An 18198-nucleotide genomic window follows, 5' to 3' on the forward strand; every position below is an offset into this window, starting at 1 on the left:
CATATATGATAATTTTCAAAATTGGGACAAAAGAAAAAGGCCGGACAAATTGTCCAGCCGTGGAGTCTTTAGAATTATAATCCTGGTGCTTCGTTGATTGTTGCTGTAAGCATCCAAACTAATTTTTCTAAGGCGCCTTTTGCACCTGTGAAGATATCTTGTGTTACATCGTCGCCTTCTTCACCAGCTACTTCGATACCTTTTTGGTAAAGGTCGATTAAGTAACGGTAACCTACTAATAAATGACGGATGCGATCTTCCATGCTGTCGCTGTAGTTTCCTTTGGCATCTGCAATCTTAGTGTTGTCGGCAAATTCACGTAATGTTGAATAAGGAGCTCCACCCAATGTGATTAAACGTTCTGAAATTTCATCTAATTGAGCGTCTAACAATTCCATATGTTGATCCATTAATGGATGCATTGTCATGAAAGTAGCTCCGCGCATGTACCAGTGAGCTTGGTGTACGATTACTGATTGTTGGCTTAAATCAGCCACTAATTGATTTAATACTTGTTTTGTTTGTTCTTTTGACATATCTATTACCTCCTGTTTATAATTTAGAATTATTCTAAACTATGAATATAGTATAGTCCTGTTTCGGAACATTGTCAATAGACAGGCACGAAAAAAGGGTTAGATTTTTCTAACCCTTACTTAATTACTATATCCATTCATAAAGTAATTCTTATAATTCAAAAAGTATCTTTCCGATAATTCATCATTTTCTCGATATAAACTTTCAGCGATTAGAAAAGATTTTTTAATAGCTGGAACATTATTAGAATCACATAAAATCACGTAAGCTGTCGACAACTCCCCACTTGGAACAGTCAAAGCAAAACAGTTTGCCATATTAGCTATTCGTAGAAAACCTTTATTAGCTGCAACCTGTATCTTTTTAGTTGTATGATCAAAATGTCCAAAGACAGTATCTCCAAACCCATTCAAATCTACAGGACCTTCTTTGCTCACAATAATATCGTATTTCTCCAATAGTCTTTTTGCTGTTTCTATTAATGCTAAACGTTCATTATCATATTTCCCTTCAAACGAGCTAACTTCAATATTCTCGTCCTTCAGCAAATTACAGATATTTTCATCATCAACCAGTATTTTCACTTTTCGATTTGAGTCTTCTAAAACCCTTAGACCTAAATATAATTCTCGAAGCAACTTTAGATTTTTAGATATTAAACCTATAGATGGTATAAATGAAATTCCGTCAGTTGACACTTTCTCATTCTCTACTTTTCGTTCTTCTCGAAACAACAATGAATCAATTAAAGAAAATAAATTTAGTGAGATAGCAGGAGCTAAAACTGAACCCCCACCATCTGTACCCACGCCTATATCATTTATCCCCAAGAAAACATTGATTGCCGTCCCACTAGAAGAGCCAGTCATAGCTAACCCGGTTATTGGATTCTTTAAATGAATATCAATCGCTCGACCACCTAAACTAGATTGATCTCGAGTATGCAGATAGTACGAATTTTGATTAAATTTCTCCTCCATAGCTGCGGTTAAATGCAAACTGTTTTTAACTCCTAAATAATAACCATCTTCATTAGAAATCTCATCATAAGCTAATGGATACACCGTATCTACTGAGTTTGATGGATTTTTCATCGCAAGCATTGTTTTATACGCATATTTTTGTATTTTTTCCATAGCAAAACCTATTTTTCGAAAATTTTATTTAAGAATGAATGTCCATGTTGCGGAGAATCCACATTAAAGTATTCTCCGACAGTAGCAGCAACGTCAGCCATAGTATCGCGTTCTCCCACATATTTCCTCGTGATGCCAGGACTGTATATCATCAATGGAACTCTTTCTCTCGTATGATTACTATGTCCAATTGTTGGATCATTCCCATGGTCCGCCATCACAATTAGAATATCTCCAGCATTTAATAGTGGAAGTAATTCAGCGATGCGCTTATCGCTCACTTCTAACCGGTCTGCATATCTTTCAACATCTTCAGCATGACCAGCCAAATCGGTTTCTTGAATATTTAATGCAATAAAACCATTTTCTATGCTCTCAACTTCTTTCAACAAACAATCAAACAAATAATCAGAGTCGACACCTGGGAAAAGTCTTGTGCTTGTTGTTTGTATGATATCCGCTATCTTACCTAAGAAAGAAACTGTAATTCCTTTCTTATCAAGAATCGTCGGTATTTGAACATTCTTATCAATTCCATACCCTAAATGAACTACCTGATATCCGTGATTATAAACTCCTGATTCTGGAGCATCTACCCCTGCTATCTTGTCATTCTTCACTTTTCTAGCTCGCAAAAGATTATCGAGATTAATTTGTTCTCCTCCAAAAGTGATAACTCTTGATACTTGAACAACCTCTCTGACGACATGCCCAATCTTACTTAACTCTTCAAAACTAATTAAATCTAAGCAAGCTGAAACATTGTAAACTTGGCCATAATCTGTTTCCAAATTATCTCCAACAGTTGCCACTTCATTTACAACAAGAATTTGTAACCCTGGTTCTCCAACACGTCTAACCTTATAGCCATATTTTAATAGGTTCTGTTCAACTTCATCTATTTTTTCATTAAATGGCTGAATTAAAGGAACTTTCGGAGTAGTACCCATTATTTCTTGATGCCCTAAAAAAGAATCTGCTCCATAATGAGTTAAATTTGCTGTCCCATAATTAGCAACATCAGAAAATTTATGTTCTCCAACTTCTTCACCTATAGCATTCATAAGGCCTAATTTTTCTAGTGTAGGAATTTTTATATCCGGTTTTGATTGAATGATATGTTTCGCGGTATTACTTCCAACATCTCTAGGTCTTACTTCTGCACAGTCATTCATGGCCCCTACGCCAAAACTATCTAAAACAATGAGAACAAATCTTCCCATTTTTTCACCTTCTCACTTTATTTCCCAAGCTATCATAAATCCCAACTAAATGTGGTTCCCCACTCTGCAGTCCTGAAACAATAGCTAAATCACTTCGAGTAACAAAAATCTGCGTTCTAAAAGAACCAATCACTGTCGCTCCAACTGGATGCTCATTTTTAGTCTCAATATAATAATCAATACTCTCATCTTTCAGAGGAAGAACTACATCGAAAACGACATTATTTTCATCCACGACTTCGACATTTTCAAAATGCCCTCGTCTATAATATCCTCCGCCATAAAAATATGAATGACCATCCAAGTTATGAGAAATCTCGCTAACATATACTAAAGCTGGTATTTCAGGTAAATCCAGCACGGCATGAAGCGGAGTGGTTCCCGTCAAAGCATGCCCAGGTTCTCCTTGGTGTCCTCCTAATTTTCGAATTTCTGGGATTGTCACTGAGCAAGTAGCAGATGGCATATTCAATATTGGTTGAACACCTTCTTTTTCAAGAATTTCTTTCGCTTTTTCTACTGTTTTCATATTATTTGTTGGAACAATATTTTCTTTACCATCAAATAAAAAACAAGGAAACGAAGTTATTCCACCTATTTCTACCCATTCAGACTCCTTAACAATAGCAATAACATCATTTAAATCGGAGAGATGAAATCCACCGTATTGGCCATCATAAATATTGTCGTCTTTCTCTATAACTTTCAACAAAAGCTTCTGATGTTTTTTTAATCGATTTGCAACACGAATAATCTGCTGTACTTTCTCAAATGAGTACACCGTAATGTAATCTGTTCCATACAAAATGATTTTCTCCAACAAAGCATCAGGAATTTGAACTAAATGGCCTACATTACCTAGAGGTAACCCCTCTTCCATCATTCTTAACGCTTCTTTATAGTCAACAACTACTGCCTTTTTTATATCTGTATTTTCAGCAATCGCCCTTGCTATAAACGGATTTCTTCCAATCTGTTTAAGCATATAATAAAGCTCAACATCTTCTTTATTTGCGGTTTCAGACATATATTTTGCGTTTTGGATAACCGCGTCTAAATCAATCACATAAGTATCTGGAAGGATTTTACCATCTTGATGCAGCTTGACTGCAAAATCGACTAAAGATCGATTTCTTCTATTCACAAGATCAAGAAACATCTTTGTCACCTTCTAACAAATTCAATAAATGAAGATAAATAAACTCTAATTCATTCTCTGAATAAACTTCTTCACCGATATAATTTGATAAGCGACTCCAAACTTCTTTACATTCAGCAAAATTATGATGGTTATTAACTTCATTTCGAATGATTTCTTCCATTTTGGCATCCAACACTTCATTTTTTCTGCGTCTCGATTCGGCCATCGCTAAATGAATAAGAAATACTTCGACCTTCGTTTCATCATTAATCTTCATTTCATTTTGGAAAAAGTCACTAGCCTTCAATATATATTTTTTTGTATCTTCATCTATAACATCCGCCACTACCAGAACATCTAATTTCTCTTCTAGCATGAACTCACCCCTTTTAATATTGAGGAATCATCTCATTATTTTTAACTTTATTTTGAATCTCAATTATTTTATCCGCGGCTACACTTTGATTAAAAAATGCCCTAAGCGAATCATCATCTTTATGAACTACAACAACTGCAGATGTCATATCATCAATCCACTGATTGTGTTTTAATTTCGAATAGCTTAAATCGGAATAATCTTTATCCATTAATTCATCTAAATTCCAAACACCAACGTCTACAATTCCCTTTCTTAGCGCTGTTAGAATTTGAAATCCAGGCATTTCAACTAATTGAACATTTTTATCTTTTACTACCTCTTCTGTCAGTAGATATTGGTCGATTGAATTATAATCAATAGCTACTTTCTTGCTTTCAATAGTCTTATCAGCATTTTCACTAGAAAAGACAACAACGTGCTCACTTAAATAACTATTTTTACCGAAGTCTAGCGCTATTTCTAATGGTTCACGATTATGAATAGCTTGTTTAGCAGCAAATTTTGAAACAATTGCAAAACGATAAAACTTACTCGTAACTGCTTTAATTCTTTCTTTAGATCCACGAATATAACCTAGATTCAATGGAATATGGTTATTGCGGAATTCTTCGTATATTCCAGTTGCTAAACCTTCATAGAGTTTAGAGTATGGCAACGTCATAGTCCCAAGCACCGTTTCTGACAATGCATAAGATTGTAATATTTCATAATTAATTTCTGAAATAAACGAACCTTGGTGTCCTTTGCTGATTAATTTAAAGGCACCCTCACTTTTTAAATAAGAAATCGCATTTTGAACGGTCCCACGAGCTACTTCTAAATCTTCTTGATATTCAGAAATACTAGGTACCTTATCTCCTACCGATTTCTTTAAAAAATCAGATGCAATAGCATTGACTACTTGACCTTTTTTCATTAAAAACTTCTCTACCATACTCTTCCTCTTATTTACTCTTTCACTTTTTCTATAGATTCTTTCAATATTCTTATAATCGTTTTAGCACCTGAACGATTTGGATTAATACGGATCAAACGCTTTTCTGCTGTTGGATCCGCATTTCTAAAAGTGCCGGAAACTCTATAAAACAAAGGGCAAAACTCATATTGAGATTCAGCTCCTACAGGATACGGCAACGCGCCTAACTTCGTCGCTTCCTCAATTACTGCTTCAGCAATCGGTTCTTTTAATTCTACAATCAAAACTCTCGATTGAGCGTTCACAATAGAGGCTTCTTTAACCGCCTCTAAAGTCCCTTGATTTAGCGATTCACATACTTCCTCGCCAACTTTAGCGGAAATTGCTTGAGAAACTGGAACATATATCATCCCTTTTAAAACATCTAGAGCTTCATGCCCCTGCACTTGTCCTCCACCGGAGTAGTTTTCTTTCTTCAAACTTTGTAGCGTTTCTGAATTTCCTACTACACAACCTATCCCTTCCGGTCCTAAGAGCTTAAATGTTGAAAAACAAGAAATATCCGCTCCATATTGAACTCCAATCTTTTCTGTTTTAAAAACAGAGTAGTTATCATCTGTAATCACAAATATATCAGGGCGCAACTCTTTAATTGTTTTAATAACTGTTTCAGCTTCATATGAATCAGATGGAAGTTGTCTCGTAACTTGAACAAGTGCTGACGTTATTTCTTCATCTTTAATTTTGTCCTTCACTGCCGCTAAGTCGTTAAAATCTACTTTTTCATATGTGATGCCTAACATTTCAAAACTCACATTTGTTGTTGGATAAATAGGTGCATCATGAATTAATATTTTCTTCTTACGATTAACACCCACATGTAACGCAAGTCTTATTGCATTTGTTCCTGAACCTCTAACTAATAGAGCCTCGTCTGTGTTAAAAAAGTTTGCAATAACCTTTTCGACCTTTCTTGTATACACAGGTTGATTCAGACCTTTAACTACTCCTAAATCTCCCCTAGTTAAAATTTCATTTCCAGGAAAGACTTTTGTAATCTCATCTACTAACCTGAATTGCATTTCTTGCGCTTCTGCGATTGTCAAACTTTTTAAAGGATAACTTTTCATCTTTTACTCCTTACCAAAAATCGTTTAGGATTTTCCACTAACATTTTACGGATGAATTTGTCTGAGACTCCTCCCTCTCGTAACATTGGAACAAAACGATCTAATAGATAAGAATAACCTATTCCACCTTGATATTCTAGGTTTGACTTCCGCGTAATATCCATAGATAAGAATACCTTGTCTTCATAGCCTCTTTGCTCAATTTCCTTTAGCATTTCTACTCGCAATAAGTCGGGTTGGTAGTTCTCTTTACCCACAGTATCAAACTCTACATAGACACCTTCATCTAACATCTTAAGAATATAATTTACATCGCCCGTTAAATCGACATGTCCAATAATGACTCTATCTAAATCTACACTCTCTTTTTTAAAGAAAGCGACTTGTTCATGACCATATGTTCCTAGAGTTGTATGAGTAGTAATTGGAACTCCCAAGTCTTTATGAACAATTGACGAGGCGAGAAAAACCTTTCTTTCTCTATCAGTCATCGTATTTTTGCTTGTTCCTATTTCACCGATAATTTGCGCTTTTATATTTGTCCCGTCAATCCCTTCAAGGATCTCTCTTCGCATTAAATCAGCTAACTCTTCCACACTCGCATCCGTCACGAATTCCGGTAAAAATTTATCTTGATAAAAGCCTGTCGCTTGAATAATATTAATTTTACTAAGCTCAGCAACCTTTTGAACATATAAAGGATTTCTTCTCATATCAAGGTTCGTAACATCTACGATGTTACGAACCCCTTTAGCATATAATTTTTTAAATTCTTCTACTGTTTCATCAAAGCAATTTAAGTTAGTATCATCAATATTTTTTAATCTAGATAAATCAATAGTCGTATGTTCGTGCATATAAGTAATTCCATCTATGAACGTCATATCAACAATCTCCTATCCAGCAACTGGTGTGAATAATCCAACCATGTATAGAATATTAACAATAATTCCTAAACTGATTGCTGCAACTGGTCCAATAGCTAGTTCAACAATAGGGCTTTTAGCCTTTCTATTTAGAAGAAGCAATCCAATTACCCAGAAGTATCCAATTCCAGGTGCGATTTTTTCAGATGCAATAGCACCACCAACTAATAAAGCCACTTCTAGAACTTTATTCATTGCTGTACGAATATGTTCACCCATTTCACGAATTCCAGGGAATTTATCTAATCCTTTAGCCACTAATGCTAACAATTGAACTTCAACAAACATCAATGCAGCACCGGCAACAAATGCAACTAATGGATTACCATTTAGCAACATCCCTACTACAAATACAAACGTTGCTCCGGCTGGGCTGTAAACCCCTGTAACAATTGCTGTTGAGAACACTAATGGAATAAATCCAATTCCTCGAGCAAACGCAGCTAAAGCAGCTTCACTAATTTTTCCTTCAGTCAATAATTTTAATGAAATTGGGTCTCCAGCAAGGATCATTAGACTAGTAGAAGCAGATACAAGTCCACCTGTGATAGATAACCAAATCCAATTTTTCTTAATTCTATTTACACGTTCTAAGAAGACACTAACTAATGTTTCGTTAGAATTGCTTCCATCTCCTTTTACTTGCATTGCAAATACAATCATAAAGATCATACCAACAAGTAAAGACATACCTTCAGCACTCAATTTGATAGTAACAGCATCAAGCTTAATAGTTCCATATTGTTTTACTGCAAATAGCGCTAATAGTGTAGCAACTAAAGTAATAGCTGCTTTTTTAAATCCATGTTGGCTAGCAATTGCAATTGCAGGGAAAATACTAAACCCAACTACAATAGGACTACCTACAGAAGATAGAGCTGGCATAAAGTTCACAGGTAGCATATTAAATAAATCGACAATAGCTTGAAGTCCTAAAACAAGTCCAACTCCATATAAAGCACCTAAAACACCTGAAATTACTAATCCTACGTTACCTTCAGGCGCCCAAGAACCAATGATATCAGTCATTAACAAAATACTATGAACTAAAATGATAGAAGCACCAATCGAAACAGGAATACCAAAACCAATAACTAGACCAAAACTTAAGGCAAAACTTGTTGCTGCTAATTCTTTTTTACCAATCTTTTTCTCCAAATATTCTGGTAAGATAGGTCTCAATCCATCATTAAATACTGCAATTCCTTTATTCGCAAGAATCGAACAAAGAGCTCCCAACAGAGCGATTACAATTAATTCTAAAGTTTTATCCATCTTAATTCCCTCAATTTCTTTTAAATTTTATTTATTTCATCCATGATAATTGGAACCACATCATTTTTATGTTGAGCTGTGAATCCAAAAGCCTTCTTGCCACTACGAACACTTTCTCTGATTTCCTCTTCCGGCATAATTTTTCCAGGCATTGAAACTGTCACACAGTTATCTCTTCCTAATAACGCTAGAGCCATCGCTAAAGCTCCGCCGCCACCTGTGTTACAAGCTCCAATATAATAATCTGCTGCACCTGTTTTAATAGCCATCGCAGCGTCTAAGTCACTTTTTACATCAACGGTGTACTCTGGTAATCCATATTGGATTACCAAAGCTTTCACCTCTTCTTTATCAATCTGCCCACCAACTACAATTCTCTTCATTCATTTTCCTCCTTTTCTATTCATTCAAAAACTCATTATGAACAGCATAGTTTACAGCACTCGCAAAATCGTGTGTATTGTTATAATTACCATTTTCGCGTTGTCCGTTATTCATTTTGTTTGTTAGTACAATTACGACAATCTTATTTTTTGGAGAGATTGTTACGTAAGTTCCAGTAAAACCATTATGGCCAATAGCATCCTCAGCTAAAGGTTTCATCCAACCTGCGTTCTTTAAATATCCATACGATTGAATTGCACCATAACTTGTCTTGAATACATCTTGTAAAAATAGTTCAACTGTTTTTTCATCATAGAGAACAGTGTCTCCGTGTTTTCCGCCATCTAATAATACTTGATATAAAGTTGAAAGATCTGAAGCTGTAGAGAATAACCCAGCATGGCCTGCAATACCTTCGTTAGCCATAAATGAATTACCATCATTTACTTCACCTTGAAGTTCATACGTTCTCCAACCAGTGAACTTATCAAATGCTTCTTTATCTGCTGACATGTCATATCCAAATTTAGGGAAGTTAACTTCATCAATCATCATCTTTTCAAATGGATTTCCATATGAAGTAACAGCAATTTGTGATTTATCTATTCCATTTTTTAATGGATTAAACATAGTGTTTTTCAACCCAAGAGGTTCGTAAATAGTTTTTGCTACATATTTATCAAATGCTTCTCCTGTAATCTTTTCGGCAACAAACGCTAGTGTCATAAAGCCTAAATCACTATATTTGTACTCGCCAGGTTTAAACTCTAATTTTTGATTTTCAATATACTTTAATGTGTCCTGTCTATTATTAGAGTATAAGTAGATAGCCTTCCATTGAGGAAGCCCTGAAGTATGGCTTAATAGTTGACCAATTGTGACGTCTTCTTTACCATTCTTACCAAATTCAGGTAGATATTTTGTAACTTTATCATCTAATTTGACTTTTTCTTCATAAACTAAATGCATAAACACTTGTGTTGTTGCACTAATCTTTGTAACTGATGCCAAATCAAAAAGAGTTTCATTAGTTACAGGTGATGGTTTTTCAATTTTTTCAGCAGGATTCTTCGAAAAATCAAAAGCTTGAACTGTTCCATAGCTCTTTTGGAAAATCATCTTTCCATCCTTTAAAACTACAATTTGAGCACCTGGTGTAGCCTTAGGATTATCATCTGCTAATTGGCTCTTAACGTACGAAAAAGCGACTGCATCAATTGCTTTTTCTAAGGATTTCGATTGGTTCCCATCCTTAGTTTCAGATACAACCGTTGTTTCAGAACTTTGAGGAACGACTTTATTTGCACAACCTGCTAACCCAAAAATACTTAGAGCAGCGGTAGCTAGTAACATTTGCTTCTTAATATTTTTCAACATCTTAACTCCTCCGTTCAATATACATTTTTTTGTACACTAGCCTAATATAAAAAAATTAAGTCATTACAGACACCCCCACGTTGAAAATACATTTTTTTGTACTGCGTTCTATACAACAAGTATAATGCTACAAAACAGTTTTGTAAACCCTTTCTTTAGATAAATTCTGCCATTTATACTACTTAATCATAAAAAAAGGCGCTTCTCTTTCGAGAGCGCCAGAAGCTATTTGTATTATTTTTTCGCTAAATCTGTGATGTAGTCGAAGAAGGCATCGCGGTCGACGTGGTAAACAAGGTCGACTGGGCGGCCATTTTCGGCTTTGACGGTACGGCCACGGCTTGCACCGGCCACAATTACGTCGCTGTTTACAACAGAACGTTTCACAAGGTCTTCTTTTCCAAATGATGCCGTCGTTAATACGTCCCATAAGAAATAAGTTGAGTTCGTTACGTAGTGAGTGAGCGGCGGAACGATGGCGTAACATTGACCTAAGAAGTCAACGCCTTCGATGGCACGTTCTTTTGCCCAGCGGTCGCGGACATCTAGAGATAATGGCACCATGTTTGTACTTTCAAGCGCCACTAATTCGATTTGGATGCCTGATTCCCAAACGCGTTTTGCAGCGAATGGATCCCAGTACACGTTCCATTCGGCAGTTCCGTCGTGTTCAGGGTCTTCCACGTTCCCCATATCAAGGAAAGTTCCACCCATCCAGTACAGTTTACCGATGTTTTCTTCGATGGTTGGGTCTTGGTCTAACGCACGTGCTAAGTCTGTTAATGGTCCTACGAAAACAAGGTCCACTTTCTCGTTAGATTCTTTTAAGGCACGGATTAAATCTTCGTGCGCTTTTAATGGTGAATCTTGCACCGTAATTGGTTTATGTTCGTTTAAGATTGGAAGTGCGTCCACTGTGAAGGCATGCATTCTCCACTCTTTCGGGAATGGGTTCACAGGGCGTGAGTCTGAAGAAGCGACTTTCAATTGTTTGTCCTTTTCAGAACCGAACTTATGAATAATCTTCTTGCTGGCTTCCACCGCTGGTAATAAATAGCAGTCCGCTTCGATTACGCCGACCCCTACTAATTCCACGTCTTCCATTTTTAATAGTAAATATAATGATACTAAATCATCCACGCCACCATCGTGGTTTAAATAAACTTTACGCATTTATGAGTTACGCTCCTTTAAAATGGTTTTCTTGCACGATTTATTATACCTAAAAACGAACGATAAATAAACTATTTAATATAATGTTTGGTTTTATTTTTTAGTGCATTCGATAGAAGTTTATGGTACACTGTTTCTAATCATTTTTTAATGTTAGGCTGTGACTCAATGAAAAAGAAATTATTAGATACGATTATTATAGGATTCGCCCTGTTCGCCATCTTCTTCGGTGCCGGAAACTTAATCTTCCCACCTTACCTCGGCGTAACAGCTGGAGAAAACTGGGGAATAGCGACCCTTGCCTTCCTCATTAGCGATCCACTATTATCGATTATTGCCGTAATGGTTGTGGCGGCTCTTGGCGGAAGTGCACTAAATGTTGGACGTAGAATTCATCCACTTTTTGCTAGTGCCCTTGCTGCAATTTGTGTCCTCCTCATCGGACCGATTTTCGCAGTTCCGCGTACCGGAGCATCCACGCACGAAATCTTCGTACAATCGTATTTCCCAAGCGCACCACAATGGATCACTTCGCTCGTATTCTTCGGGATTGTCCTCTGGATCACGTATAAGGAAAACTCCGTAATGGATGCTATCGGAAAATACTTAACACCGATTCTCCTACTCATCCTCTTCTTGATTTTTGTCGGAGCCGTTCTTCAACCAAATGCAAGCTTTGCTGCAACGGATAGAACCGGACTCTTCGCACAAGGATTTAAAGAAGGCTATCAAACCATGGACGTGCTCGGAGCGCCCCTCTTAGCCGGAGTCGTGATGAAAGATATTACGCGCCGTGGGTATTTAAACAAAAAAGACCAATTCAGAATGATGTTCGGCGTTGGAATTGTGGCGTTCATCTTACTCGCATTAGTGTACTCGACACTGGCATACAGCGGAGCCAGCATGAGCACAGTCATCGACACAACTGCGCAACGTGCCGCAATGCTGACAACCATCGTGAAGAACTTACTCGGGTCATGGGGACAACTCGCGATGGGACTGGCCGTCTGCTTCGCCTGCCTCACAACTGCGATTGGACTGACAACCACTTGCGGTCAGTATTTCGAAGAAGTGTCTAAAGGAAAAATCTCCTACAAGAAAACGATTCTTGTCACTGTAGCAGTGGAATTCATCATCTCACTCGTCGGGGTGGATTCACTCATCAACTTAGCCGTTCCAGTGTTGACATTTATCTTCCCGATTATGATCGCACTCATTCTCTTCTCTGCCTTCGATAAATACGTCCCATACGATTGGACGTATCTTGGAGCAGTAGTTGGAGCCGGAATCGTCGGCCTCGTACAAGGAATCAACACCCTTTCACAACTTTTAGGCGGAAACCTACTAGGAGACGCAGTCAAATTAATTGGCACCTTCCCACTAGCCACATATGGCCTAGAGTGGATTGTCCCAACCTTTGTCGGCGCCCTTATCTTTACAATTCTAGCCGCCATCCTAAAACCAAAACAACTTGAATTTGATTAAAAAACGGAGCCTCTCAGCTCCGTTTTTTTACTATTTGTATAGAATTTTCAAAAAAATAATGCTCCCACTACAAACTGTAGTATTTTTTCATAAAAAAAGTTTATAATAGTTTCTATGAAGATTATTAAATGACTAAAGGAACTAGGAAAAATATTATTAACGCATTTTTGAGACTGGCTTTTAAATTTCCAAATCAATCGCTTTTTTCGTTTCCTGAGATTGCAACTGAGGCATGTATCGCAAGATAAACAATTTATAAAAAGCATTTTAATAATCCAGAAGAATTAAAATCATATCATTTAACATTACCTAAAGAAATGTTAAATGATATATTTGTGACCATGATTTTAGCAACTATACAAGAACTACTATCTACATATTTTGAATTTTATCTAATATTCTTTCAAAAATCCCCCTAAAGGAGAGGTATCTAAAAGGTTCATTCAATATCTTATTAATCAATCTAAAAAACCTAGTGGTATTGTAGGCCAGGTGATTGCGAAAATTTGGACTTCCTATTTTAAAAAGCTTAGCCTTTGGACAATAAAACAAACTACAATTATAGATAATAGTCGAGTTTTAGAAATCGGCTATGGAGGTGGCAGCACCATCAAAAATCTCCTTGCTTTGAATAAGCATCTTGAAATTCATGGCATTGACATTTCTAAGGAATCTTATCAAGTTGCAAAACGAATTAATTCAGATGCTATACAAAATGGTGATGTTCATCTTAGGATTGGAAATGTAGACGCGCTACCTTATCAAAATGACTACTTTGACCTTGTATTTGCCATTCAAACACATATTTTCTGGGATGATTTAAAAAAAGGCTTTCTGGAGATCTATCGGGTCATGTCTAGCCACTCCACTTTAATTATTGCTTGCGAAAAAGAAAAAATAAATTATCATATGCCAGAATATACTGCAACTCATGCGTTGGATAATATTTTAAAAAATGTTGGCTTTGCAAAAATTGAAGTGAGGCAGAATCAAAATTGGGTTTTATACATTGTGTATAAAGCTATCAGCGTTGATGCTGATTAATTTATAGTTATTTAATAGAGTTATTTTCTTCCATTTGTCAAGTCTATCAAGGCTTTAAGTAAAGAAAGAGATAAGACAGTAGCTATTCTGGCTCTCTGTCAACTGTAGCGGGTGACGAAAAGCTAACATCTAGATAGGTACTGATAGGGAGCCCACTGAGAAAGTCATCAATCGATGGCTTCTTTTATTATACTAAACTCGAGGTGATTATACGCTTGATAATCTGTCAGCTTGATTGGGATATGGGAATTATCATACGCTATGCCTTCAAGTCTGTGGCATAAAAAGAAGCAAAGAAAAAAATCTACAGCTCTCCTCTTAAAAAAAGGAGGATTTGTATCTGTCAACTTGATTGGGATGTGGGAATTATCATACGCTGTGCCTTCAAGCCTGTGGAAGCTTTGCAGTGACGAACGGAAAAACTTGCGGATCAATCATAGTAGTTGTACGGAAAAGCAACCAATGCGAAATAGAGCCACAAGGCAATTGATTGCCCTGTGGCTCTTTGAGGCTTGGTAGGATTGAGACCTAGGCTCAATCCGGTGCCCGACTAACTACTATAATTGAAATATCCGCAAGGATTTTTGACGTTCGTCACAAAAGCAAAGCTTCCCTAGTCCACAGACTTGAGGGCTTCTAGCATATCGATGCGTTGGAGGAGATGGTTCACCATATACCCTAGCGCAACCAAGATGACAATCACAATCACACATGGCAACACATATACAAACCATCCGACAGCGGGATTGAACATGACAAACCCCGGTGCCACCGTCTCAATAATCACCCTATGCAGCACTCGCCCAAACAAAATCCCGACACCCATCCCGATAACCGATAATAAAATCGTTTCGCGGTAAATATACATCGTCACTTCTTTATTCAGGAACCCAAGCACCTTAATCGTCGAAAGCTCGCGGATTCGTTCAGCAACGTTGATGTTGGTTAAGTTATAGAGGATAACAACCGCTAGTAAAATCGAAACGACTGTTAAAATCATCATGACACGACTCAACGAACCAACAGTCGTATCGATACGACTCACCATGGACGTATTTTGCACGACGGCTTTCACACCGCCTAGGGCCATTAAGTCAGCGGCCGCTTTTTGTACGCTAGCAGCGTCTTTGTCTTTAAACTGTACGAAAATCGCGTTGTCTTGCGGCACTGCTCCATAAGCCTTGGCGTACACTTCTGGCGTCATTACGACGAAGTGACCAGCGTACATTTCCACGACACCTCCGACCGTTAACGTCACATCCACACCGTCCTTATTCGGAAGCGTAAAGGTGTCGCCTGCTTTCACGTTTAAGAGTTTGGCTAATTTCTCGGAAATCAACACGCCCTCTGCAGGAAGCGCCACGGCTTTCTTCGATTTCGCATCATTCAAATGAAGATATGGAGAAAGGCTGGCTTCTTTGCCAACGAGCACCGTCACGGACTGCTCATCGTCCACGCCTGGCACTTCACGCGTCACCGATTCGCTATAAACGTCGCTATAAGAAGTGACACTTGAAGAGCTTAAATAGTTGTGTAAAGCCGCTTCTTCTGAGGCCGTTAACACCGTGTCTTTTGAAACAATCGCATCATACGTAATAATTTCCTTGAACTGGCGATCGGCAATCCCATCGAGAGACCCGAGAATTCCACGCCCTGCAAAGAGAAGGGCCACGCTCCCAGCCACCCCGAAAATCGTCATGAGCATGCGTTGTTTGTAACGGAAAATATTCCGCGCCGTCACCTTATGCGTGAAGCTGAGACGATTCCAAATGAACGGAATACGCTCAAGGAGAATCTTCGACCCAGCCACGGGAGCTTTCGGCAAGAGAAGAGCGGCCGCTTGCTCATGAAGTTCTCGACGGGCAATCCATAATGGAGGCACCACGCTACAGATGAGCGAGCAAACAATCGCAATTACGGCGATGAGTGGATGGAAATTCAACTGGATACTTGGCAATACCGTATCCTTCATCAAGGTCGCACCTAGCGCACTTGGTAAGGCGTAGGTTCCTAGTAAGATTCCAAGGACCGTGCCACTAACCCCTGCTGTAAAACCATACACGGCAAATTTCTTCATCACGTCTTTCGTTTCATAACCGAGCGCCTTCAACACCCCAGCGTTGATCCGTTCTTCGTTTACAAAACGCGTCATCGTCGTGACCGTCACAAGTGCGGCCACGGCATAAAGCACAATCGGGAAGAGGTTCCCCACCGACGTAATTCCTTCAGCGGTCGTCTTCATATTGAAGAACCCTTCGCTTCCAAGCATCGTCGAGCGTGTATAGACGGAGTACTTCGGTTTCGTGAGTTTTGAAACGACCACTTCCGCCTTTTCGAGTTCAGATTCAGCCTTCTGGATATCCTTATCGGCTGTTTCTTTCTTCTCGTTGTAGGTTTCTTCGCTTTCTTTTAGCTGCGTTTTGGCATCCGCGAGTTTGGTTTCACCGTCCGCCAACGTTTTCTTGGCTTCGGCTAGTTTTACCTTTCCCTCTGCTAACGTTCCAGCGTTAGCTTCAAATGCCGCAACCCCTTCGCGGTATTGGTCGAGGCCATCCACGTACTGGCTGTAGCTAGCGTAATACTTCGCTAAACCTTGTTGGTACGCTTCTTGCCCTGCGACTAATTGTTGCTTCTTCGATGCGAGTTCGGCTTCAGCATTTGAAATCGCCGTTTGCCCCGCTGCAAGTTCTTGTTCTTTTTGAGTGAGCACTTGTTCTTTGGCATTCAGTGTCTGTTCTGTTTGAGTGAGCTGAGCTTCCGCCTGCGTTAAAGCTGTCTCCATCGCTTGAAGGCTTGCTTCGGTAATACCTTGTGCGGCAGCAGCTGTTGGGTCGCTAGCTAGTAGCGCCTTCCCTTGCGCTAAAGCTGTCTTCTTCGCTTCGAGGTCTGCCCTACCCGCTTTTAGTTGAGCTTTGGCCTGCGCTAATTGCGTTTTGCCGGCTTCAAGTTGCTCCTGTCCACTTGCAAGCTCCTCTTTTTTGGCCGCAAGTTGTGTCTCGGCTTCTGTTAACTTGGCACTTGCATCATCTAACTGATCTTTCTTTTCGGCTAAAGTCGCCACGGCTTGTTCGATTTGTACACGAGCACTCTCGAGTTGCGCACGGCTAGCTTCCAACTGATTCCACGCGGCGCCAAGCTTTGCGTCTCCTGAAGCAATCGTTGCTTCGTTGCTGTCGATTTCTTTTTGACCGTCCGCAAGCGTCTTTTCGTTCTTTTCGATTTCGCTCTTGCCGTCTGCTAATTTCTTCTCGGCGTCCGAGAGTTGCGATTTGGCATCGGCGATTTTTTCTTTTCCTTCTGAAATCTTATCATCGGCCGTCGTCTTTAACGAATCTAAGCGTGCCGTTCCATTGTCGGCCAACTTTTCTTCTAGCGCCTGTTGCAACTCCGTCACCTTGTCTGCGTACTCACGGCTTGTCGTTTTCCATTTACGTAAATCCGGATAACGAAGACGCGCAATCGTATAAACTTCAGAATCGAACGCGTCTTTTGGCACTACGGCAAACCCGCTAAGGTCACCGCTCCCCGCACTCGACACACCCTTAATCGTGTTCGACAGAATCTCGCTGGAGTTCACAAAACCGGTGATGGTAAATTCATGTTCTTTCAGTAGAGTAGAACTTCCGGATTCATTCAAGCGAATCGTATCACCAATCTTGTACTGATCAGCCATCGTTTGGGCAAGCGCCACTTCACCTGATTTCGTAGGAAACGCACCACTCACCAACTCGAACGTCGAAATATCCTTCGTCTGTGAGAACACACGAATCGCACTCGGCGTATCACCAACCACCGTATCGACAAAATAGCCAAACTCCACATCGGCGTTCTCTTCTTGTATCTCGACTTGGTCCTCAGCGCTTAAACCATAGCCCGCCACCACGAATAAATCCGCAGCATTGGCCTGCTCCATATAGCTGTTCAAGGTGTCTTCAATATCTGGGCCAGACACTTTTAGCCCGACCAAACTGAACGCACCCAGCATCATGAGGAGCATGATTGAAAGGAAGCGCCCTTTCGATTGACGAAGGGAGTTTCTTATATCCTTATTTAATGTTTTCTTAGTCACGAT

General features: G+C 39.0%; 15 protein-coding genes. 2 read left to right on the forward strand and 13 right to left on the reverse strand.

Translation table 11 applies throughout. From position 1 onward, the window contains the following. Positions 1-74: 74 nt before the first annotated feature. From O3798_RS07285 to O3798_RS07340, 12 genes are all read right to left on the reverse strand, one after another. Entirely contained in the window at positions 75-536 is a 462-nt protein-coding gene (locus tag O3798_RS07285) for a DNA starvation/stationary phase protection protein (protein WP_371464112.1), read from the reverse strand. Between the two features lie 120 nt (positions 537-656). Continuing rightward, positions 657-1673 (reverse strand): hypothetical protein, encoded by a 1017-nt coding sequence (locus tag O3798_RS07290; protein WP_371464113.1) that lies wholly within the window; start codon positions 1671-1673, stop codon positions 657-659. A gap of 8 nt (positions 1674-1681) precedes the next feature. After that, positions 1682-2896 carry a phosphopentomutase gene (locus O3798_RS07295; RefSeq protein ID WP_371464114.1) on the reverse strand — a complete coding sequence of 405 codons (1215 nt, stop codon included), beginning with the start codon at positions 2894-2896 and terminating at the stop codon, positions 1682-1684. A gap of 4 nt (positions 2897-2900) precedes the next feature. Further along, entirely contained in the window at positions 2901-4055 is a 1155-nt protein-coding gene (locus O3798_RS07300; protein ID WP_371464115.1) for an alanine racemase, read from the reverse strand. Beyond that, positions 4045-4413 carry a hypothetical protein gene (locus O3798_RS07305; RefSeq protein WP_371464116.1) on the reverse strand — a complete coding sequence of 123 codons (369 nt, stop codon included), beginning with the start codon at positions 4411-4413 and terminating at the stop codon, positions 4045-4047. The genes O3798_RS07300 and O3798_RS07305 overlap by 11 nt, the downstream gene beginning before the upstream one ends. A gap of 13 nt (positions 4414-4426) precedes the next feature. Next, positions 4427-5350, reverse strand: coding sequence for a GntR family transcriptional regulator YhfZ (gene yhfZ / locus O3798_RS07310; RefSeq protein ID WP_371464117.1), 924 nt, complete (start codon positions 5348-5350; stop codon positions 4427-4429). Between the two features lie 14 nt (positions 5351-5364). Next, complete coding sequence (locus tag O3798_RS07315; protein WP_371464118.1) at positions 5365-6462, reverse strand: aminotransferase class V-fold PLP-dependent enzyme; 1098 nt, start codon at positions 6460-6462, stop codon at positions 5365-5367. Beyond that, entirely contained in the window at positions 6459-7346 is an 888-nt protein-coding gene (locus tag O3798_RS07320) for a phosphotriesterase (RefSeq protein ID WP_371464119.1), read from the reverse strand. Before O3798_RS07320 ends, O3798_RS07315 begins: the two co-directional genes overlap by 4 nt. A 12-nt stretch (positions 7347-7358) precedes the next feature. After that, the gene (locus O3798_RS07325; RefSeq protein ID WP_371464120.1) at positions 7359-8663 is read right to left on the reverse strand and encodes a YhfT family protein; all 1305 of its coding nucleotides are present in this window, start codon (positions 8661-8663) and stop codon (positions 7359-7361) included. A 20-nt stretch (positions 8664-8683) separates the two neighbouring features. Continuing rightward, complete coding sequence (locus tag O3798_RS07330; protein ID WP_371464121.1) at positions 8684-9046, reverse strand: DUF2620 domain-containing protein; 363 nt, start codon at positions 9044-9046, stop codon at positions 8684-8686. A 16-nt stretch (positions 9047-9062) separates the two neighbouring features. Continuing rightward, complete coding sequence (locus O3798_RS07335) at positions 9063-10424, reverse strand: serine hydrolase (RefSeq protein ID WP_371464122.1); 1362 nt, start codon at positions 10422-10424, stop codon at positions 9063-9065. Between the two features lie 234 nt (positions 10425-10658). Next, on the reverse strand, positions 10659-11597 hold the full coding sequence (locus O3798_RS07340) for a nucleoside hydrolase (RefSeq protein WP_371445527.1): 939 nt from the start codon (positions 11595-11597) through the stop codon (positions 10659-10661). A gap of 168 nt (positions 11598-11765) precedes the next feature. Here O3798_RS07340 and brnQ point away from each other — a divergent pair, with 168 nt between their 5' ends. Continuing rightward, positions 11766-13082: a branched-chain amino acid transport system II carrier protein gene (gene brnQ, locus O3798_RS07345; protein ID WP_371464123.1), complete on the forward strand. Its 1317-nt coding sequence runs from the start codon at positions 11766-11768 to the stop codon at positions 13080-13082. 441 nt (positions 13083-13523) lie between these two features. Continuing rightward, positions 13524-14126, forward strand: coding sequence for a class I SAM-dependent methyltransferase (locus tag O3798_RS07350; protein ID WP_371464141.1), 603 nt, complete (start codon positions 13524-13526; stop codon positions 14124-14126). A gap of 613 nt (positions 14127-14739) precedes the next feature. Here O3798_RS07350 and O3798_RS07355 read toward each other — a convergent pair. Continuing rightward, positions 14740-18195 carry an FtsX-like permease family protein gene (locus tag O3798_RS07355; RefSeq protein WP_371464124.1) on the reverse strand — a complete coding sequence of 1152 codons (3456 nt, stop codon included), beginning with the start codon at positions 18193-18195 and terminating at the stop codon, positions 14740-14742. Positions 18196-18198: the final 3 nt, after the last annotated feature.

This window comes from Granulicatella sp. 20925_1_45, from assembly GCF_041433555.1.
In the GTDB taxonomy this organism is placed as follows: Bacteria; Bacillota; Bacilli; order Lactobacillales; family Aerococcaceae; genus Granulicatella.